General features: G+C 32.1%; 21 protein-coding genes. 6 read left to right on the top strand and 15 right to left on the bottom strand.

The window, feature by feature from the left end:
* The first annotated feature begins 109 nt into the window (after positions 1 to 109).
* Complete coding sequence (locus GN138_RS00685) at positions 110 to 808, top strand: RluA family pseudouridine synthase (RefSeq protein ID WP_157361394.1); 699 nt, start codon at positions 110 to 112, stop codon at positions 806 to 808.
* On the opposite strand, the gene GN138_RS00680 is transcribed toward GN138_RS00685, so the two are convergent.
* The 8 genes from GN138_RS00680 to GN138_RS00645 form a co-directional block, all read right to left on the bottom strand.
* Positions 805 to 1632: a sensor histidine kinase gene (locus tag GN138_RS00680; protein WP_157361393.1), complete on the bottom strand. Its 828-nt coding sequence runs from the start codon at positions 1630 to 1632 to the stop codon at positions 805 to 807. The genes GN138_RS00685 and GN138_RS00680 overlap by 4 nt on opposite strands.
* Positions 1566 to 2279, bottom strand: a complete 714-nt coding sequence (locus GN138_RS00675; protein WP_157361392.1) for a hypothetical protein — start codon at positions 2277 to 2279, stop codon at positions 1566 to 1568. Before GN138_RS00675 ends, GN138_RS00680 begins: the two co-directional genes overlap by 67 nt.
* A 20-nt stretch (positions 2280 to 2299) precedes the next feature.
* Entirely contained in the window at positions 2300 to 2701 is a 402-nt protein-coding gene (locus GN138_RS00670; RefSeq protein ID WP_157361391.1) for a hypothetical protein, read from the bottom strand.
* Between the two features lie 81 nt (positions 2702 to 2782).
* Positions 2783 to 3631, bottom strand: coding sequence for a 5-oxoprolinase subunit C family protein (locus tag GN138_RS00665; RefSeq protein WP_157361390.1), 849 nt, complete (start codon positions 3629 to 3631; stop codon positions 2783 to 2785).
* Complete coding sequence (gene pxpB / locus GN138_RS00660) at positions 3624 to 4352, bottom strand: 5-oxoprolinase subunit PxpB (RefSeq protein ID WP_231743037.1); 729 nt, start codon at positions 4350 to 4352, stop codon at positions 3624 to 3626. Before pxpB ends, GN138_RS00665 begins: the two co-directional genes overlap by 8 nt.
* A 9-nt stretch (positions 4353 to 4361) precedes the next feature.
* Positions 4362 to 5102 carry a 5-oxoprolinase subunit PxpA gene (pxpA, locus tag GN138_RS00655; RefSeq protein WP_157361388.1) on the bottom strand — a complete coding sequence of 247 codons (741 nt, stop codon included), beginning with the start codon at positions 5100 to 5102 and terminating at the stop codon, positions 4362 to 4364.
* 1 nt (position 5103) lies between these two features.
* Positions 5104 to 6330 (bottom strand): Nramp family divalent metal transporter, encoded by a 1227-nt coding sequence (locus tag GN138_RS00650; protein WP_157361387.1) that lies wholly within the window; start codon positions 6328 to 6330, stop codon positions 5104 to 5106.
* Positions 6330 to 7463: a DUF2891 domain-containing protein gene (locus GN138_RS00645; protein ID WP_157361386.1), complete on the bottom strand. Its 1134-nt coding sequence runs from the start codon at positions 7461 to 7463 to the stop codon at positions 6330 to 6332. The genes GN138_RS00650 and GN138_RS00645 overlap by 1 nt, the downstream gene beginning before the upstream one ends.
* 275 nt (positions 7464 to 7738) lie before the next feature.
* Here GN138_RS00645 and GN138_RS00640 point away from each other — a divergent pair, with 275 nt between their 5' ends.
* The 4 genes from GN138_RS00640 (at position 7739) to GN138_RS00625 (ending at position 11912) form a co-directional block, all read left to right on the top strand.
* Positions 7739 to 8485 carry an SDR family NAD(P)-dependent oxidoreductase gene (locus GN138_RS00640; protein WP_157361385.1) on the top strand — a complete coding sequence of 249 codons (747 nt, stop codon included), beginning with the start codon at positions 7739 to 7741 and terminating at the stop codon, positions 8483 to 8485.
* A gap of 8 nt (positions 8486 to 8493) precedes the next feature.
* On the top strand, positions 8494 to 9312 hold the full coding sequence (locus GN138_RS00635; protein WP_157361384.1) for an SMP-30/gluconolactonase/LRE family protein: 819 nt from the start codon (positions 8494 to 8496) through the stop codon (positions 9310 to 9312).
* A gap of 4 nt (positions 9313 to 9316) precedes the next feature.
* On the top strand, positions 9317 to 10549 hold the full coding sequence (locus GN138_RS00630) for a glycosyltransferase family 2 protein (protein WP_157361383.1): 1233 nt from the start codon (positions 9317 to 9319) through the stop codon (positions 10547 to 10549).
* 82 nt (positions 10550 to 10631) lie between these two features.
* Complete coding sequence (locus GN138_RS00625) at positions 10632 to 11912, top strand: ATP-binding protein (RefSeq protein WP_157361382.1); 1281 nt, start codon at positions 10632 to 10634, stop codon at positions 11910 to 11912.
* A gap of 21 nt (positions 11913 to 11933) precedes the next feature.
* Here the strand turns inward: GN138_RS00625 and GN138_RS00620 are convergent, their stop codons facing one another.
* From GN138_RS00620 to tilS, 7 genes are all read right to left on the bottom strand, one after another.
* Positions 11934 to 13472 carry a YifB family Mg chelatase-like AAA ATPase gene (locus GN138_RS00620; RefSeq protein WP_157361381.1) on the bottom strand — a complete coding sequence of 513 codons (1539 nt, stop codon included), beginning with the start codon at positions 13470 to 13472 and terminating at the stop codon, positions 11934 to 11936.
* Between the two features lie 75 nt (positions 13473 to 13547).
* The gene (locus tag GN138_RS00615) at positions 13548 to 13871 is read right to left on the bottom strand and encodes a hypothetical protein (protein WP_157361380.1); all 324 of its coding nucleotides are present in this window, start codon (positions 13869 to 13871) and stop codon (positions 13548 to 13550) included.
* A 15-nt stretch (positions 13872 to 13886) separates the two neighbouring features.
* On the bottom strand, positions 13887 to 14384 hold the full coding sequence (locus GN138_RS00610) for a hypothetical protein (protein WP_231743009.1): 498 nt from the start codon (positions 14382 to 14384) through the stop codon (positions 13887 to 13889).
* Between the two features lie 45 nt (positions 14385 to 14429).
* The gene (locus tag GN138_RS00605; RefSeq protein ID WP_157361379.1) at positions 14430 to 15392 is read right to left on the bottom strand and encodes a YheT family hydrolase; all 963 of its coding nucleotides are present in this window, start codon (positions 15390 to 15392) and stop codon (positions 14430 to 14432) included.
* Between the two features lie 97 nt (positions 15393 to 15489).
* Entirely contained in the window at positions 15490 to 17373 is a 1884-nt protein-coding gene (locus GN138_RS00600) for a CocE/NonD family hydrolase (protein ID WP_157361378.1), read from the bottom strand.
* An 89-nt stretch (positions 17374 to 17462) separates the two neighbouring features.
* On the bottom strand, positions 17463 to 19085 hold the full coding sequence (gene ade / locus GN138_RS00595) for an adenine deaminase (protein ID WP_157361377.1): 1623 nt from the start codon (positions 19083 to 19085) through the stop codon (positions 17463 to 17465).
* Between the two features lie 82 nt (positions 19086 to 19167).
* Entirely contained in the window at positions 19168 to 20439 is a 1272-nt protein-coding gene (gene tilS, locus GN138_RS00590) for a tRNA lysidine(34) synthetase TilS (protein ID WP_157361376.1), read from the bottom strand.
* 198 nt (positions 20440 to 20637) lie between these two features.
* Between tilS and GN138_RS00585 the strand changes: the two genes are divergently transcribed.
* A complete protein-coding gene (locus GN138_RS00585) occupies positions 20638 to 21327 on the top strand; it encodes a hypothetical protein (RefSeq protein ID WP_157361375.1) in 690 nt (229 codons plus the stop codon).
* Positions 21328 to 21347 lie beyond the last annotated feature (20 nt).

The following is a 21347-nucleotide window of genomic DNA, read 5'->3' as shown; positions in this document are numbered from 1 at the left end:
AGCCCCTTTAATTCCCCAAAGGGGAAAACTGTAACTGGTAATGAATTTCTTTAAAACTCAGTGAGTCTTTATGTAAACTCTGTTATTCTCTGTGTAACAATTTTTAAATATGCCTAAAGTTCTTTCATCAAAAAACAACCTCCAAGTTCTTTACGAAGACAATCACATCATTGTTGTGAACAAACGTGCTGGAGATATTGTACAAGGTGATAAAACTGGAGACAAACCCTTAAGTGAAGTTGTTAAATCTTATTTAAAAGATAAATACAATAAACAAGGGAATGTCTATTTGGGTGTTGTGCATCGCTTAGACAGACCAACTACTGGTATTGTACTTTTCTCTAAAACTAGTAAAGCTTTACCACGACTAAACAAACTGTTTGCAGAGAAAACAGCAAAAAAAACATATTGGACTTTAGTTAAAAACCAACCACCAAAAACAAGTGGCACTTTAGTGCATTGGCTAAAAAAGAATCCTAAAAACAATAAATCTACAGCCTATATTAAAGCAGTTGAAGGTAGTAAAAAAGCAATTCTTCATTATAAAATAATTAAAACTTTAGATAATTTCTATCTATTAGAAATAGATTTAGAAACCGGAAGACATCATCAAATTAGAGTGCAACTTTCTTCAATTGGATGTCCAATAAAAGGTGATTTAAAATACGGTTTTAACAGAAGCAATAAGGATGCAAGTATTAGCTTACATGCCAGAACACTATGTTTTACACACCCTGTAAAGAAAGAAGATTTAAAATTAACAGCTCCGTTACCAAAAGATGTGCTTTGGCAAGCCTGCAACCTCTAATCTGTTTTGTAAGGATATTTTAATGTTAAACGTGTTCCGTTGTCTTTAGAAGATACTAACTGAAAGTCTGCATTTAACAATTCTGCACGTTTTTTCATGTTTACTAAACCAGAACTTTTGGTTGCTGTTTCAATATTAAAACCAGTACCATCATCTTTTAATTTAATAATTAATTCTTTTTCTTGATACTCTAATTTTACTGAAACCTGTTCTGCGTCTGCATATTTTAAAGTGTTTGAAACAAATTCTTGTAGAATTCTAAACAAAATTATTTCATCTTTTGTATTTTCAAAATCTACCTTATCTCCTACTATTTCTAAACTTGCCTGTATCAGTCCAGATTTATTTAATCGCGCTACTTCATTATTAACAGCAGCATCAAAACCTAAACTACTAATGACATCGCTATTTAATGATTTTGACAAAGCCCTTACTTCTTCTAAGGCATTATTTAATGCATCTGCCGCATTATCTACTTTAGACTTTACATCATCTTTTACAGCATTACTTGCTACTTTCATTTGCATACTAGAAAGCACTAACATTTGGCCAACATTATCATGCAATTCTCTACCAACTTGTCTTAAGGTTTCTTCTTGTATTTCTTGTTGGGTTTTAATAAGCTCATTATCAAATTCTTTTTGTTGCTTAACACTATCAATCAACAATTGATTTTTTCGTTTTTGAAATATAACGAAAAATAACACAAATGTTATAGCTAAAGTTAATGTTGTAAATATAACATAAGAAATTAATGCTATTTCTTCACTACTGATTGTTTTTTGTAAAACTGCAACGTATAAAGAAAGCCGAACGTATAACATGAGTATAATAATATATTGGCGATTAAAAGGTAAAGCGATTGGAATTCTATAAAATCTTTATTGATTTCATAAAAATAACCATCAAAAATAAATAATGGACTTACTGATAAATGCCACAGTAAAACACCTGTACTTAAATAGAAAATAGGTGACTTATAAAAAAACAATATTTTATCACTGCTTAGTAACTCATAATAATAAAGCAAAACAAAAGTAAAAATGGCTAATGTTTGCATTAAAAAATCATATGGTATCGATGCTCTAAAAAAATTGCCGCTAAGACAAAAATATAATATAGTAGAACAAGTAATAAAAACTATAATAAAATTCACTAGTTTCTTAGAAACATTAATTTTGAGTATTCGTTTAAAAAACAGACCTAAAAAAAATAAAGTTGACAAATCAAAAATATTATAAAGCCATGTATTTCTGCAAAACACACTATTTTTTATCCAAATAAAAATTTCATTATCATAATTATTTAATAAAATATAACCATACATTCCAAAAGTTTCAACAAAAACAATTACCCAGAGAAACCAAATAAAAGGCCGAACACTCTGGGCTTTTGTCATTAAGTAGTAATAAGATCCTGATAAAGCCGCAATAAGTTCAATGATATGAAAAATAAAATCATCAAAATTCATTCATTTACGTTTAATATACTTTATTGTGGATAATTTGCTCCTGGTGGTTTACCTTCACCACCTCTATTCAATCCGTCAGCATCAGAAATATCAGGATTCGCACCTCCTCCACCTTTACCTTCGTCTGCAGCAGTTGTTGGCACTAAAAACAGAGTGGTTAAACCCTCTGCATCAGACTCACAACCTTCTTCAGGCTCGTGTGCGCCACAATAAATTCTTATACCATTCATTTCAAAGCCCAATTCTTCTGCTTGTTCTTCGGCATGTTTTAAATAGGCTTTTAATTCTTTTAATGAATACCAAGACGACCTGTTGTCATCTGTTTTAGTAATATCTTTGCTAATTAGAGTGTGACGAGTTGTGTACGCGTCGTTAAGTTTTTTAGCTTCTGAGGGAGTGATTAGTCCATTAATGTTGCTCATAATTAATTATTTGGTTTGATTGGATGTAAATTACTCATTTAATTTATAATGTTAAAGAAATTTATAAATTTTCAAAATATTTTAAGTTTTCAATTGTATTAATATACTACTTCCTGTGGTCTTTTGACCTAAAATAGTAATAGCGTTTTCTGTTAGCTGTAAAACTCGTGGATAACCACCTGTGGTTTGGCTATCTCGCATTAATACAATTAATTGTCCAGCAGGAGTTAGCTGAACTGTTCCTGGTAAAACTGGTGCTGTTAAGATAGATTCTAAATTATTTTTAACCAAAGGCAAAAGTTGATAAGCCATACGATTATTGTATTTTGACACTGTAAAGTTTTGGTTTAAAACCAAGTCTTGCTGCTGTTGCGTCAGTTTATTAAACTCTGGGCCTTTGGTTACCTCAATGCTATTAGCTCTAAGATATGCATCTTTATATCTAATCTTGGCATTTTTAGTACCTTCTAACTCAACTGTTTCAGCAATTGGTAGAATATCGTCATCACTAATTTTAAAGGGCTCTGTGATAACTTTAAGCATACTTCTGCTGCCTAAAACCATATCTGTTAGAAATCCACCTTTTACAGCAACATAAGTTCTAAAACCACTTTTAGCATATCCTAAAGACAAAACAGCGTTTGAACTCACCATAATAGATTTGTACATATCTACAGATTCACCATTAATTTTAGGATTCATATCTCCACCTGTAATGGCAATTATGGTTGGAACAAGAAATTGTAATTTTGCGCCAATCATAGTCATTTCTAAAACGGCTGATTTTTTTTCATTCCCTAAAATCTGGTTAGCAAAATCACTAGCATATTTATCCATAACACCAGAAACTGGTACTCCAAAATTTCTATATCCAAATCGTCCTTGATCTTGAATTGTAGAAAAAAATCCTGATTTCAATACTTTAATCATTGACAAAAAGAGATTGAATATTGAACGATGCATTTTTTATTTCAGCTTGAAATTCTAAATATTCAGATTTAGAAATCGCATAAAATTTCACCTTATCACCAGCCTTAATATAACATGGCGGATTCGTTTTTGGATTAAATAATTCTAAAGGTGAATTACCAATAATATGCCAACCTCCAGGACTGTCTTGAGGATAAATTCCAGTCTGGTTTCCACCTATTGCCACCGAGCCTTTTTTAACGTTTAAATTGGGTGTTGTTTTTCGGTCTAAATGCAGTTGAGAATTTAAGCCTCCCAAATATAAAAAGCCAGGTAAAAATCCAATAAAAAACACTGTATAAATTGGTGCTGTATGAAGTGTTATTATTTCTGATTTTGATAACTTTTTTTCTATGGAATAATTCTTTAAGTCAGTACTAAATTCATCGTCATAACAAACTGGAATCCTAATAGTATTACAATTTTTAATTTGCACTTTAGAAGTATCTAAATATAGTGATTTTAAGTCTAAAAAAGCACTATTGATGTTTTCTATAGTTGATGCATAAATAACTAATATTGAATTATATGAACAAATTACCTCAACAATATCTTTAATACTACTATTTTCAATTTTATTTTTAAAAAACAAAACATCTTCACCTATATTTTTATCAATAAACGCTGGCCATTCTATTAAAATAGAACGTTCATTATATTGCGAATACTTCAAGTGACACATCATTATTCTTTATTGAATTTTAATATTTTGCTCGGTTAAATTACGATGTAAAAATTGTAATATTTCAAGCGCATTTTTTGTGTCTCCATGCACACAAATTGTAGATGCTTTTATAGGCACTTCTACTCCATTAATCGTGTTGATTTTTTGGTGTTTTATAACACCTAAAACATGACTCAAAACAGCCTCTTTTTTATGCACTATAGCATTAGTGTTTTTACGTGAAACTAAAGACAAATCATCATTATAATTTCGGTCTGCAAAGGCTTCAAATTCCACTTCAATATGTTCTTTAATTGCTAAATCTGCGAGTACAGAATTATAAGGTGCATACAATTTAATAGGTACATTTAAGCACTTAAAAACTCTTACAATTACGTTTGCGGTTTCCAAATCTTTTGCTGCCAAATTATATAATGCACCATGCGGTTTAATGTGGTTTAGTTTTAAACCTTCAGACTTTAAAACCGATTGTAAATTTTCAATTTGAGATTTTAGACTTTCAAATAATTCGTCATCTGAAAGCTTCATAATTACTCTTCCAAAATTTAATTTATCAGGAAAAGAAGGATGTGCTCCTATTTTTACACCGTTTAATTTAGCTAACTTAACAACGGTTTTCATGGTTTGTAGATCACCTGCATGCCCTCCACAAGCAATATTACAAGACGAAACAAAAGGCATTAGTTGCGCCTCATTACCGATACCTTCTCCTACATCTGCATTGATATCTATTTTAAAATGTTTCATGTTAAATCAATTCAAAAACACTTAAAACTCCTTTTAATCCAAGAAATATGGAAATCATTAAAATAATTAGTCCAAAGAAATTCTGAAGTTTAGAATTTTTATAAGTTCCTAAAACCGAAGACTTATTCATTACCCACAACAGAAATCCAGCAATAACAGGTAATAGTATCCCATTAGCCACTTGTGCAAATTTTATAATTTCAATAGATTTAAATCCTACAGAAGAAAACACAACGCCTAACAATAGAATAACCATCCAAACAGCTTTAAACCTTTTAGATTTTAAACTGGCTTGCCAGCCCAAACAACCACTTGCCACGTAAGCCGCAGCCAAAGGCGCTGTAATTGAACTAGTAACACCTGCTGCAAACAACCCGATAGCTAAAAAGTATTTTGAAAAACTACCAAACAAAGGCTCTAAACCCAAGGCTAAATCTGCAGCATTATTTATGGCTTCTTTTTGTATGGCAGAAGCAGAGATTATAATACACATAGAGACCATACCACCTAAAACCACAGCTATCAACGTATCCTTTTTAGCTGATTTAATATCATTTTTAGAAGTCCATTTGGTTTTTGCCAGAGACGCGTGCAGAAAAATATTATAAGGCACAACCGTTGTACCAACCAACGCAATAATGCTTAAAATACTATCCTTTGGTGCTTTTGGTATAAAAATGCTTTTAAAAATAGCTGTAAGATTCGGTTGGGTTAAAATAGCCGTTGTAATAAATGCTAAACTCATAAGAATCACCAAAAAGACAAACACTTTTTCTAACACTTTATAATTACCAATGTAAAGTAGCACAAAAGCGATTGCACCAATAAGCAAACTTATTACATTAAGGTTTAAGTTACCTATTTGCCAAAGGACATTCCCAACAATGGTTTCCATACCTAAGGCTCCACCAGAAATATTTCCGGCTTCATAAGCTGCATTTCCAATAACAATAGCACTAAGAATTAAGATAATCGCTAACACTTTTACCACTGGATGTTGAATTTCTTCTCTAATAATTTCTGACAATCCTTTTTGAGAGACAATACCTAAACGTGCAGCCATTTCTTGTAAAACTACCGTTGCAAAAATAGATAACACCATTGCCCATAATAATGTAAAGCCAAAATTTACACCAGCTAGTGTACAGACCGTTACCGTTCCAGGACCAATAAATGCAGCTGCTATCAATGGACCAGGACCTATATTTTTAAAGAATTTTAAAATCATTAATCAACAGACTTCAAAGCGTAAATAGCAAATGTTCCTAACCAATGACTTCCCTCATAACTATCACCCACAATACTTGGCAACGAATAATTAATGTGCTTATTAGCTAAATTTTTAAGATGATTAAATTGAGGCAAATCTTTAGCGATATAGTTTAAACTCCATGCTCTAGAAAAGTTTACACCATCTAAATGCACTAATTTCCCGTCTGTTCTATCTGACACTTCTCCAACAGACCAATCAAAGCTTTCATCACTTAATTCTGGCAAAAAATCATTAAACCAAGACAAGAAAGCTTCTTCAGATAATACACGTTTCATTAAAGCAGCTTCCTCTACACAGGGAGACAAAAAATCAAAACCATTTGGTTCCCATCCCAAAGGACAATCTTGGTCATTTTTATAAAAATCAATGGCGCGCTCCTCTATCAATTCTACAAAGGCTTCGTTTTCTACAGTAATTGCATAGTCATAAGCAAAACTCATCCCAAACGCTGTATTTGGATGCTCACCAACCCTTACTGGGTAATTTAATTTTGGTAAAAACTCTAAATAACGCCCCACAATTAAATCTGTTAAGGGTTGCAAATTAGTTTCTAAAGTTCTTGCAGTATCACCTTCCCAAGTATGTAATTCTTCTGCTAGCTTTAACAACCAAGCCCAACCGTACGTTCTTTCAAAAGACTTACTAAACTCACCTTCAAAGTACACTAATTCCTTTTTAATATTTTCTTTAGATATATTCTGAAGTAGTTTTTGCTCTATTTCTTCACTATTTTCTAAATCTGGAAATTGTTTCAAAAGCGACACCAAACTCCAGTGTCCATGAACCGCAGAATGCCAATCGAAACAGCCATAAAACGCAGGATGCAATTCTTTTGGCGATTTTAAATCTGAAGCACTACCGATAATTTGATTAAGCTTATTTGGATATTCCGTATCCATACAATGAAATGGCAATTGTGCTAATCGTTTAGCTTGCTCTAAATTTAGAGTTGGCTTTTTAACAATTTCAACTTTTGAAGACATATCAATAGTATTAGTTGGTTTTTCAGTTGTGTTATTACAGCCATAAAAAGATAATAGACCTACAACGATTATATAATTTAATAATTTAGAATTCCTTTTATTCATCTTGTTATATGATTTATTAGTAAATGTACAATTAATTTATCAACAAGTGATACGCATAATTTTGTTAGAATGAGGCCAAATTCTATATTGATAATGAGATTTATGCAATTTAGGCACCAAAAAAGCACAATCACATAATTAACTTATCGGATTACTTTAATATTTTATCGAATTTTCATTAAAAAGGACCTTCAAAAACACTTCTCACAATAGGTAATAATATTATTTGATTATTTTCGCTTCCAACAGAACTAATATATATCCTTAATATTTATATGAAAACAGTAATGATTTTAGGTGGTGCCAAAGGTGTTGGAAAAGAAATACTTAAAAACTGTATAACCATAGGCTATAATGTCTCTTTTTGTGGTAGAGATAAAAAATTAGGACATGAAATCATCAATACTTTCAGTGAAAAGGACAACTTATATTTTCACGAACTAGATTTAAACAATTTAGAGCAAATTGAAAATTACTACAAACAAACTATAAAAAAATTTGGTCGTATTGACGCTTTAATTTTATATGCAGGCATTACACCTGTAGCATCATTACTAGATACTGAAGAAGATTTATTTGACAGCGTATTTAATGTAAATGTAAAAGCCGCTTACTTTTTAGTAAAGCATGTAATAAAATCCATGATAGAACAGAAAACAGGATCAATTGTGTTTTTTGGCTCTGCACACATGGATTATGGCATGAAAGACAGATGCGCATATGCACTAACCAAAAGTACACTATACACATTATCTAACCACATTGCACATCACTATGCAGAATATGGCGTTAGATCCAATTATGTTGTTATGGGCTGGACAAATACAGAAGGTGAACTAGAATTAAGATTATCTGAAGGGATATCAGAAGAAGAACTTAAAAAAGAAGCCGCAAAAAGCCTACCAATGGGTCGTATGTTAAATAGTGCTGATCCAGTACCTGCTGTAATGCATTTTATATCAGACCAGTCTGCCATGACTACAGGATCATTAATTAGAATTACTGGAGGACAATATATTTAAAGAATTTTATGACGCATTCACTGGTTTATCAATCTAACTCAGAGCTTTTAGAAGGCCCTATTTTTGACGAAGAAAACAGACTTCTTTATTTTGTTTCTATCCTTGATGGCTTAGTGTTCTGTTATAATGCAGAAACCAAAGAATTTTTAACCATAAAATTAGACTCACCAGTTGGCTGCGTTTATATCTTAGGTTATAAAAAAGTAATGGCAGCATCAAAAAACGGATTTTATAAAGTTGATTTTGAAACATTAAGATCAACATTTTCATTTCAATTAGAAATTGACAATGCTGTAAGGTACAATGATGGAATTGCAGACCCTAAGGGTCGATTTTTAATAGGCACTATGGGTTATCCGCAGGTAATAAATCATATAGGCAAGGTATTATCTTATCATAATGGTACACAAAAAACCTTAATAGAAAACACCACAATTTCTAACGGCTTAGCATTTTCTTTAGATAATAAATTCCTTTATTTTATTGATACACCTACCAAAAAAGTAGCCAAATATCATTACAACATCAATACTGGTGAGGTAAAATTCCATTCTTATGTTATAGAATTTACCGATATAGGCCAACCTGATGGCATGTGCATTGACAAAAAAGGCCTTTTATGGATTGCAGAATGGGAAGGCGCTTGTATTTCTCAATGGAATCCAGAAAACGGACAAAAAATTAAAGACATTCAACTACCATTTAATAATATAACCTCTTGTTGTTTAGACAATCGCTCTAACTTATATGTAACAACAGCCCAAAACAATTCTAAAACCGAACCAAAGGGAGGCAGTCTGTTTTATATAGAACTAAATAAAAACTAATACTATGTCTAAAATTGAAATTAGTGTAATTGTTCCAATTTATAGGATTGAAAAATATTTACCAAAATGTATTGAAAGCTTAATTGATCAATCTTTTTTAGACTTTGAACTACTATTAGTAAATGATGGAAGCCCTGACAATTGCCCAGAAATCTGCGATAACTATGCTAAAACGGATTCTAGAATTAAAGTAATTCATAAAAAAAATGGAGGACTTTTAACAGCACGAAAGGAAGGATTAAAAAATGCAATAGGAAAATATATTGCCTATGTTGATGGCGATGACTGGGTAGACAAATACTACTTAGACACATTATTTAAATTAGCCGAAGCAAACGCCGCAGATTTGGTAGTCACTGGTCAATTTAGAGAGTTTAATGGAAAAATTGAAACCATAAAACCTAAATACAGAGGTGTATATAATGCACAAGACATAAAAACTAAAATAATCCCAAAAGCTATCTATAACGGTAAGTTTTGCGAGCATGGAATCTCTACATATGTTTGGAATAAGTTATTTAAGAGAGAATTGCTTGAAACTATCTTAAATGATGTACCTAATGATATTATAATGGGAGAAGATGCTGCCATCACCTATTCATATTTAACAATTGCTAAAAAACTTGTTATAAGTGAAATTCCACTTTATTACTATAGACAAAGACACGACTCCATAGTAAAATCCATTGAAGACCCTAAAATAGAATATTATAGATTAGGCTTATTAATGAACTTTCTAAAAATAAAACTAAGTTCTGTATTAGATATTGAAACATTAAACAAACAACTTAAACTATATTTATACTCTCAAATTTTAGTGCGATCTGGTGGAATAATCCTAAACGACAATGATGAAATAATTTTTAATCCGTTTTTGAAAACTAAAAAGAATTCAAAAATTGTAGTTTATAGTTCTGGGTCATTTGGCCAACATATATTAACAACTAATATTAAAACAGACTATTTTAAAATAACAGAATGGATAGATGTTGATTACCACGAACTGATTATTGGTGATAACCACGTAATGCCATTAAGCGCCATAAACAACTCTGAATTCGACTATTTAATTATAGCAACAATTAATAATTACACCCACGAGTCTATTAAAACAAAATTAGGCTTAATGGGTATAGATCAAGATAAAATAGCAAAAATCAATACAGATTTAGAAGAAATTTCTCAACTATTAATTGATTTAGGTTTCAACGACGATTTTATGTTTATAGACAACTAAATACAGAATTCGTCTTATAATTAATATTAATAAAAAACAACTAAGACTTTTAATAAGCGCCTTAGCAATAACAACTCCTTTTATGTCAAAAAAACTAATTATTCTTGGTGGAAATCCAGAAACAGCAATTTTAGTTAAAACAGCAATTTCAATGGGTGTCCACACCATTGTTGTTGACCCAAACCCAGATTCTCCTGCAAAGAAAATTGCAGATGAGAGTTACGATATTGAAGTATTTAATATTAACGAAGTTGTAGATTTAGTAAAACGCCTCAAAGTAGATGGTGTTTTGGTAGGTGTTGCTGACATTTTAGTATTGCCATACAGCAAAATTTGTAAAGAATTAGGAATTCCTTGTTATGCTACAGAGAAGACTGTTGAAGCTTTTTGCAGTAAAGACGGTTTTAAAAAACACTGTATAGAACAAAACATTCAAGATATCCCAGGAATTTACATTAGCGAATCTTCTCAAATAGACGATTCTAATACCATGAAATTCCCTGTAATGATTAAACCAGTTGATAATGGTGGTGGCGTTGGAATGAAAATCTGTAGAGATAAAGTTGATTATAACAATTCTGTGAAAACAGCTTTAAAATTTTCTAAAAAAGGTGTTGTCTTGGTTGAACGCTATATGGATTGTGATGATATGGCAGCCTATTACACATTTAAAGATGGTGTACCATACCTGTCAGCAATATCTGATCGTTTTACCACAAAAAAGCAAGGCGACTCAAGCCCTGTTTGTATTGGCGCAGTATTCCCTTCAAAATATACTGAACAATTTGTAAAAGAAGTTCACCCAAAACTTTGTGTTTTTTTTGAAGATTTAGGTGTACAAACAGGCGTTTTAAATATTCAATTCTTTGTAGAAGATGGTATTTTTTATGCCTATGATCCAGGATTTAGATTACAAGGTGAAGCACCTCATATTCCTATTGCGCATATCAATGGTTTTGACCATAGAGAAATGCTCGTAAACTTTGCCTTGACTGGAGAATTTGGAGATAAAGACTTTGCTTCTCAAAATGATTACAATTTTAAAGGGAAGAAAGCTTGTACTATTTGGGTTTTATTGAAACAAGGACAAATTAAATCTATTGAAGGCTTAGAAGAAATAAAATCTGACGATAAGGTGATTTTCGTTTTAGATAGATTTAAAACAGGCGATGTTGTAGAACCTTTAATGTTAGGAACCGAAAGACAAGTATTTGCTAGAATTTATTTAGTTGCAGACACCATTAAAGATATCAACAATAAAATTACAGAATTTCAAAGCTTACTTAAAATTGAAAACGCTAATGACGAAGATATGATTCTGCAATGGCTACAACCATTTAACGAAGATGATTACTCTAACTAAAACAACAAATCTGTTATAGTTTTATCCTAACCAACCATCGCGATCTAAACTACGGTATTGTATCGCCTCACTAATATGAGCACCTAAAATATCGTTAGAACCTTCTAAATCAGCAATTGTACGAGAAACTTTCAATATCCTATCATAGGCTCTAGCAGATAAGTTTAACCGTTCCATTGCTGATTTTAATAATTGTAAGGAAGCCTCTTCTAGCTTACAATATGTACGGATTTGTTTGGTATTCATTTGAGCGTTGTAATGAATATTTTCTAAACCTTTAAATCGATGTGTTTGCTTTTCTCTTGCTTTAGTAACTCGTTTCCTTATATCTACCGAAGACTCACCAGTTCGTTCATCTGATAATTTCTCAAAAGGCACAGGTGTTACTTCTATATGAATATCGATTCTATCTAATAATGGTCCAGAAATTTTACCCATATACCGTTGCATTTCTGCCGGAGAAGAAGTTATTGGCGCATCTGGATCATTAAAATAACCGCTTGGACTTGGATTCATGCTTGCCACTAACATGAATGACGATGGATACGTCACCGTGAATTTAGCTCTAGAAATAGTCACTTCTCTATCTTCCAGAGGCTGACGCATCACTTCTAAAACTTCGCGTTTAAACTCTGGCAATTCATCTAAAAACAACACACCATTATGCGATAATGAAATTTCACCTGGTTGCGGATAACTTCCACCTCCAACAAGTGCAACATTAGAAATGGTATGATGTGGGCTTCTAAACGGCCGTTGTGCCATGAGACCAGTATGTGCTTTCACTCTACCAACAACCGAATGTATTTTAGTGGTTTCTAAAGCTTCGTGCAAGGTCATTGGCGGTAAAATACTCGGCAAACGTTTTGCTAACATGGTTTTACCAGAACCTGGTGGACCGATTAAAATAATATTATGCCCTCCTGCAGCAGCAATTTCCATACAACGCTTTATAGACTCTTGCCCTTTTACATCTGCAAAATCAAATTCCGGAAAATCGAGATTTTTAAAAAATTCTTCTCTAGTGTTAATAATCGTTTGCTCCAGAGGTTCACCATTATCAAAATGATTAATGACTTGCATTATGTTTTCAACACCAAAAACATTTAAATCATCAACAATAGCCGCTTCTTTTGCATTCTGAATTGGTAAAATAATATTCTTAAAACCTTCTTCCCTTGCCTTTACAGCAATCGGCAAAGCACCTTTAAATGGTTGCAAACTTCCATCTAAGGACAATTCTCCCATAATGAGATAATCCTCTAAATTTTCAGCTTTAATTTGATTTGATGCCGACAAAATTCCTATGGCTAAAGTTAAATCATACGCAGAACCTTCTTTGCGCAAATCGGCAGGTGCCATGTTTATAGTAATCTTTTTACCTGGAATTCGGTAACCGTTATTCTGAAGTGCTGCTGCTATTCTGTAATTACTTTCTTTTATAGCGTTATCCGGAAGACCAACTAAATGATAACCAACACCTTTATCTACATTGACTTCTACTGTTATGGTTGAAGCTTCCACGCCAAAAACGGCACTGGCAAAAACTTTTTTAAGCATGAATTTATATTTCCCTAAAAATAGAGATAAATCGTTTATAAAAAAATTGAAATCTAGAAATCAATGATTTAGACACTAAATTACAACGGTTATTACCGTATTTACTATAGTTTTAATAATCTTATTTTTTAAATGTCCTAAGCGTAATTTTGAAACACCAGCTTGATAAAGTGCATTTAAAATTAATACATCTTTCTGACTTTCTAATAACCATTTATAGTCATCTACCGTTAATTCTCCTGCTTGTAGCAATTTAGTCCAACGTTCAATTTTAACCTTAGACAGTGTTAAAAACACCTCTACATCTGCTTTGGTTTCTTTTTTAAAATCACCATAACTTTCTCCTAAAACTAACAGTAATTCGTCTTTTAACAGCTTCAATAATTCTTCTATATCCATTTTAGTTAATAGTTGTTAGTTTAAAAAGTTAAGAATATTAGTTTCATTGGTTTTATTCTTTTGACCTTCATATTTAATGATAAGATCAAGGGCTTCTGAAACTTGAACTTTCGCTTCGTCTATAAACACCTGAGACAATTGATCCTTTTCTTTCCAACGTTTTAAAAATCCGGCTAATAAGTTTCGTTCTTCATTGGTAATGGTTTTCCACATAGTGTAACTCACTTCATTATCTGGCTTGTTCTTTTCATATTCAACCATTTTTTGAAGATCTAATTGTAGCGTTCTAACTTCAGTCTCATGTGCTAAATAATCATTTACAGCCTCATCCATTAAATTAAGACTTTCCACCTTTATTGAAATGGCTTGTTGATAAGAATATTGATCAAAAACTGCGGTTTTTAAACTTTGGCAAGACACAAAAACCATTGCTACTATAGCAATCCCTAAAACAGATTTTATAGAAATAGATTTTAATGCTGTTTTATTCTGAAATAATTTGAGGAATTTCATACTTTTTCAATTTATTTGATTTTAAAGTTAAAAAAAGATTTTCACTCAAGGAAGCTCGTTTACAAACTCCAAAGCACGCCTTTCATTGTAATACACATTCCCTTTATCTATAAAACCAACGTGACCTCCATATTTTGGCATTTCTAAATACAAGTTAGAATTGTGTTTAGCCTCTTTTACAGGAAAACATTCTGGCGATAAAAACGAATCATTGAGCGCATTAATAATTAAAGAAGGGACTTTAATATTTGGTAAAAACTGTAAGCAACTCGCCTTGTCATAATAGTCTAAAGCACCATTAAAACCATGTGCTTTTGAGGTATACACATCGTCAAAATCTATTAAAGTTTTAATTGAATTAAACTCCTTAATTGTAATATTTTTAGGGAATTGCTCTAATTTTGGTTTTAGCTTTTCTTTTAAATGTGCCAAAAACCGAATGGCATAATGTTTATTTTTAAAACTTAATAATTCGTCACATGACCCTTTTAAATAGCAAGGCGCAGAAACCGCAATTACCGCTTTTAATTCTTTAGGTAAACCTTCTCTTTCTCCCACATATTTTAAAGCCATATTTGCACCAAGACTAATACCTTTTATGTATACTTCATCGTAAACACCTTTAGATAAAACATGTTGTATAACGGCTTCTAAATCTTCAGTGGCACCAGAATGATAACTTCTAAACAACCTATTTGGTTCACCACTGCAACCTCTAAAATTTACACCAACAGCATCGATATTATTATTGTTAAACAGCTTTGCTGTACCTTTCATATATGGTCGCTGCGCACTGCCTTCTAAACCATGCAATAGAATAATTACCTTATTGGTTTTTTGCTCAGTGTAACTCCAATCTAAATCTAAAAAATCCGTATCTGGCAATATAATGCGCTCCCTTGTTTGCTCAACGCCTTCAACTTTGCGTGCTAAACCAGAAAATACAGTTGATGTAAAACTTGTTTTTGCCCAAAATGGTGGTTTATAAGTTGATTGTATTATTGGCATTCTATGTTGTTATCAATGTTTTAATCAAAGTTTCTCGATACAATTTTTTCGTTCCTCAAAAATCACTCGAAGTGACGACTTATTGAATTAACACCTCTTATTTAAGTATCGTAAATTCTATAGAGGAATCATTATAAACTTTATGCGTTTGCTTTTGAAAATCGGATTCCCTTGCTTCAAAAATATTATCTACATAAGTCTGCGGATTTGCATCTATATAAGGAAAAAATGTACTTTGTACTTGCACTTGAATTTTATGTCCTTTTTTAAAGGTATGAAACACATCTTGCAACTTTAAATTCACAGCAGTTTTCTCATTAGGTACAAAAGGTTCTGGTTTAGACATACTGTTTCTAAAACGTCCACGTAACACCTCACTCCTAACCATCATATGATAATTACTCAGTTTTAAATGGTCTTGAACATCGTCCGTGTTTTCAGTATCTGCAGGAAACACGTCAACAACTTTAACAATCCAATCGGCTGCTGTACCTGTTGTAGACACCTTCAACTTTGCTAAAATATCGCCAGCAAGTGTTACATCGTTTTCTAAAATTTCGGTTTCAAATGTTAATACATCTGGACGTCTAGATGCAAAACGCTGATCGTCTGTCATAAATTTTCTTGGTGTAAATCCAACTTTAATATCTTCAGTGTAAGGTACTGGTTTCTTTGGATCACTTATAAAATCTGACGTAGCGATATTCCTAGTAGCACGCTGTGTTAAACGCTCATATGGTTGTAAAAAGTAGTTTTCTTTAGCTGTATTTTGTGGTGGCCAGCTTTCAAAAGATTGCCATGCTTTTGTACCTGTATTAAACATGTGCGCTTCAGGTAAACCTGTTTCGCCATTGGCTTCACCTTTAAGGAAATGATTAAAAAATTTGGTCTCTATATTCTTCTGAAAATAATCTGAAATACTATCTCCAAAATGGATATTCCCAACTACTTGTCGTTCTTTAGTTCTTGCCCAATCACCATGACTCCACGGGCCAAAAACAACAGTATTATAATTGTCACTGTTTTTTTCAATGCTCTTATACGTGTTAAATGGTCCGTATAAATCTTCAGCATCAAATAAACCACCAACAACCATTGTTGCTGGTTTTATATCTTTTAAATGCTGTATGATTCCCCTACTTTGCCAAAACTCATCATACGTCACATGGGTTTTTATTTGCTCCATAAACACGTTAGTACTATCATAAAATGCATTAAGCTTGCTTAATGGCATATGATCTAAAAAGAATTGATGCTGATCTTCTGTTCCTAAATCGGGTAACTTATACCAAGCTTCTGTTGTAGGTTCATTTTTCATATACCCAAATAAACCTGTTGCCCTCCAATAACTCAACAAATAGGCTCCGTTGTGAATAAAATCATCAAAAAAGAAATCTCCTATACAAGCCTGAGGCGAAACCGCTTTTAAAGCAGGATGTGCATCCAAAAGTGAATACGTAGCATAGAAACCAGGATAAGAAATACCATAAGCACCAACATTTCCGTTATTGTTTTCTACGTTATTTACCAACCATTCTATAGTATCGTAAGTATCACTTGCTTCATCAAATTGCTTACCAGTTTTATTAGGAATATACGCACGCATATTATCGTAAACGCCTTCACTGTTCCAACGACCACGCACATCTTGATAAACCATAATATTACCTTCTTCCATGAGATATTTGTTTGGCCCTATTTTACTTCTAAACTCAGCTTCTCCATAAGGTCGACAACTGTAAGGCGTGCGCATCATTAAGATTGGGTAAGTCTTAGACGTATCTTTTGGCGAATAGATCGTTGTATGTAGCTTAATACCATCTCGCATCTCGACCATCACTTCTTTTTTAGTGTAATTATCTTTTACGAAAGTATCTTCTACTTTTTCAGTTTCAGGATTTTCGAGTGCTTGGTGTTTTTCTTCTTTGCAATTAACTAAAACTAAAAAGAGTACTAAAACAATGGTGAAATTCTTAATCATATTTAGGCTGGATTTTTTTGAAAGGTTTAAATATAATGAGATTGTTAGACTTTTAGATAACTAGATTAGATAGCTAATAACTTTTAACTTTAATTAACAACCAAATCCGTAAACTTAAATTTTCCGCCATTAAAAAGTCCTTTATCACTTAGTTTTAAAGCAGGAATCACCAACAAAGCCATAAAAGACAAACTCATATATGGCGCGTGAAGCTTACTTCCTAATTGCTTTGCCATTTTATCCAATTCAGAATATTGCTTACCTATAACTTCTGCATTTTGGTCGCTCATAATGCCAGCCACAGGTAATGGAATAACTTTTTCCTTAGTGTCTGAAACTGCACAAATACCACCTTCATTTTCAATCAAAAGGTTAACCGCTTTACAAATAGCTTCATCCGAAACACCAATAGCGATTATATTATGCGAATCGTGACCAACAGAACTAGCAATAGCACCTTCTTTTAAACCATAATTTTTAATAAAAGCGATTGCTGGTTTATCATTTTTATAACGATTAACAACCGTCATTTTTAAAATATCAGTATCTGTATTAGACACCAAATTTCCGTCTTTGATTGTGGCTGTTGCGATAATTTCATTAGTAATTAATTCACCTTCCAAACATTCTATAACTCTAATTTCTTTCGCTTTAGATGCTAACCTGAAATCTGAAACCTCTTTTTTTGTGGTGTTGAAATTATTTAAATTTTCAAATTCCACATGTTTCACTTTTGAAACACCATTATCTGAAACCAATTCACCGTTAATATATGTTTGAAGCGTTTTAAAGTCTTTTAAATCTTCTACAACAATACAATCCGCATCATCGCCAACATTGAGTAACCCAACATCTAAATTGTAATGTTTTACAGGATTAACACAAGCCGCTTGTAACACTTTAAAAACATCATTACCCTTAGCAACAGCTCTTGCACAAATTTGATTGATATGACCTAATAATAAATCATCTGGATGCTTATCATCGCTACAAAACATCATGTTTTCATAATGCTTGTCTAGCAAATCTATAAGCGCATTAAAATTTTTGGCAGCACTACCTTCTCTAATAATAACTTTCATGCCTTTTTGGAGTTTCTCTAAACCTTCTTCATAAGTAAAACACTCGTGATCAGTAGAAATTCCTGCTGCGATATATTTTGTTAAATCATCGCCTCGCAATCCTGGTGCATGCCCATCAATTGGTTTATTGTAATGTTTAGCCCATTCTATTTTCTTCAGCACTTCGGCATCATCATAAATTACGCCAGGATAATTCATCATTTCGGCCATATATTTAATATCCGGATGTTCCATTAAGGCTTTAATATCATCAGAATCAATAACAGCTCCTGCAGATTCAAAACTTGTCGCTGGCACGCAAGATGGTGCCCCAAAATTAAATTTAAAAGGCGTTTGTTTTCCGTTTTCAATCATAAACTCCACACCTTTTACACCAAGCACATTGGCAATTTCGTGTGGGTCAGAAACAGTAGCAATGGTTCCGTGATTAACAGCAATTTTTGCAAATTCACTTGGTACTAACATTGAGCTCTCAATATGGATATGTGCATCTACAAAACCTGGTAAAATGAAATGATTTTCTTCACAGTCTTTCTTTTCGATAGCTATAATTTTTCCATCTTTAATCGTGATTTCTCCTTTGAAAATATTACGATGCTCAACGTCTACGATGTTTCCTTTTAATTTCAAATTTTATAATTTATTTTCTATTATCTATATAGGCTATTTTTAAATCTATTTCACTATATTACAAATATTTAAGTTCTAAAAACTAAATAGTAACTTTAAATATTTTTTTAGTCTTAGATTTTACTTTAAATCGTTCATCTGCACGTTTACCAATAACCCAAACCACTTTATTATCTGAAGTTAACACCCAAGTATTTTCTTTTTCTACTAACGATGCCTTTTCGTCTTTTAGGTATTTACTGATTTTCTTTTTGCCCTTCATTCCTATAGGTTGAAATACATCTCCTTCTTTCCAAAGTCTTAATTCTAGCGGAAATTTTAATAGGTCTTTATCAACGTAAACAATGAGGTTTGAGGTTTCAGAAATTTCATCAACATTATTAAATGATAAAACTCCAAATGGTGTTTTTACTTCGTCATCATATTCTGATATCAATAGAGATTTTTCGCATCGGTCAGAATGATTTAATGTGGTTAAAATTAAAAACTCACGATGCTTTATTAAACGATGCGAATTAGACTTTACCAACTTACCAGATTGTGCATCTAATAACTCCACAACATCATTCCACGCTGTGAAACCATAATTTTTAAATAGCTCAAACAAATAAGCTTTAGGATTTTTAACCGCTTTAAATTCTGAAATTTTATAGGTCGTTCCTAAATCATCTTCCGAAATAATAGCTCGTTTCTTAAAATCGAATAATTGCTCTTCAACTACCAATTGTGTATCGTTAAGATGACTCAGCGTATTTTGAAAACTATCTAATAATTGCGGATTAATTTCTTTTAAAATCGGCACTACTTCGTGTCTTAATTTATTTCTTAGATATTTTCTAGACGCATTACTCGCATCTTCTCGCCAAGTAATTTGATTTTCTTTTGCAAAGGTTTCAATTTGAATTCTAGAAAATGGCAACAACGGTCTTACTACATTATCATTTACCGTTGGGATTCCGGTTAAACCATTCAATCCTGTTCCTCTTGTAAAGTTAATGAGAAAGGTTTCTAAATTATCGTCCGCATGATGTGCTGTGAGAATATAATCGAAATTTAATTGTGCTGCTAATTCCTTAAACCAGTCGTAACGTAACTCTCTCGCAGCCATTTGTATGGAACGTTTATGTTCTGTGGCATAAGCTGTTGTATCAAAATTTTGAATAAAAACTTCAACATTTAAATCTTTAGCTAAATCCATAACAAAGGCTTCGTCTTTATCACTTTCTTCTGCTCTTAATTTAAAATTACAGTGTGCTAGTGAAAAATTCAGATTCATGTTTTGGCATAAATGTGCTAAAACTACACTATCTATTCCACCGGAAATAGCAATTAGTAGTTTGCCATCTTTCAACATGGAAAGCTTTTCAATTATATGATTTTTGAAGTCTGTTAGCACACTTCAAAGATATTGAAATTATTCAATGCAAAAGAGGCTCTAAAACAGTTAATTTTTATACGTCTTAAGCCAAAATCACGGCTGTTAAAATGACTTTTATCATATTGACGTATTTACTTTTTAGTTAACTTTAAATGAATTTAAAATTATTAGGTCATGAGTGTATCAGAAGAATTAACGTCGACAACTGCACGAAATGCCTTTGAAAAAAAGGTGCTTTCTGCCATACCACATTTACATCCATATGTAAAACACAGAATTTATATTGCTGAATCTACAGGGATTTTACCAAAAAATATGTTTTCCTCAAACGGAATTATTGACGAAAGTATCATTGAACTGTACAATAAAGACTTTGATATTGATGCTGAACCATTAGCTGTAAAACTTGAGCTTTTTAAATTAGTAGATAATTACATGAATGCATTATTTAAAAACGAAGCACATCACCAAGACACTATTAGCACGCATCACATGCTTAACAAAGAAATTTCAAAACTTGGCGAAGATTATACTATTGATGGTGATTTTGATTTTATCTTAAACACAGAGCTCAATGATATTTCTTACAACCAAAGCGAAGGTGAAATTTTACAACTATATTCAGATAAAGAAACCTCTATTTTAAGTGCTTTTGAAGTAAAAGATTTATCTACAAAACAATCGCCTAGAGCTTTTGATAAGCTTTACAACTGGTTACCATTTAATGTCTCTAACATAATGGATTTATACATTTTTGGGAAATTAGATTTTGAATCTATTGCTAAAATTAAAAAGATTGAACAGAAACGTGTTGAAAACATTTTTGATAAGGTTAAGCGTACCTTTAGAAGACATATTGAGTAGCATATTGTAATTTTTCTCCC

Origin of the sequence: Winogradskyella endarachnes (assembly GCF_009741275.1) — a bacterium.
In the GTDB taxonomy this organism is placed as follows: Bacteria; Bacteroidota; Bacteroidia; order Flavobacteriales; family Flavobacteriaceae; genus Winogradskyella; species Winogradskyella endarachnes.
The sequence above is the reverse complement of the archived record's forward strand: the minus strand, read 5'-3'. Positions and strand labels throughout refer to the sequence as shown.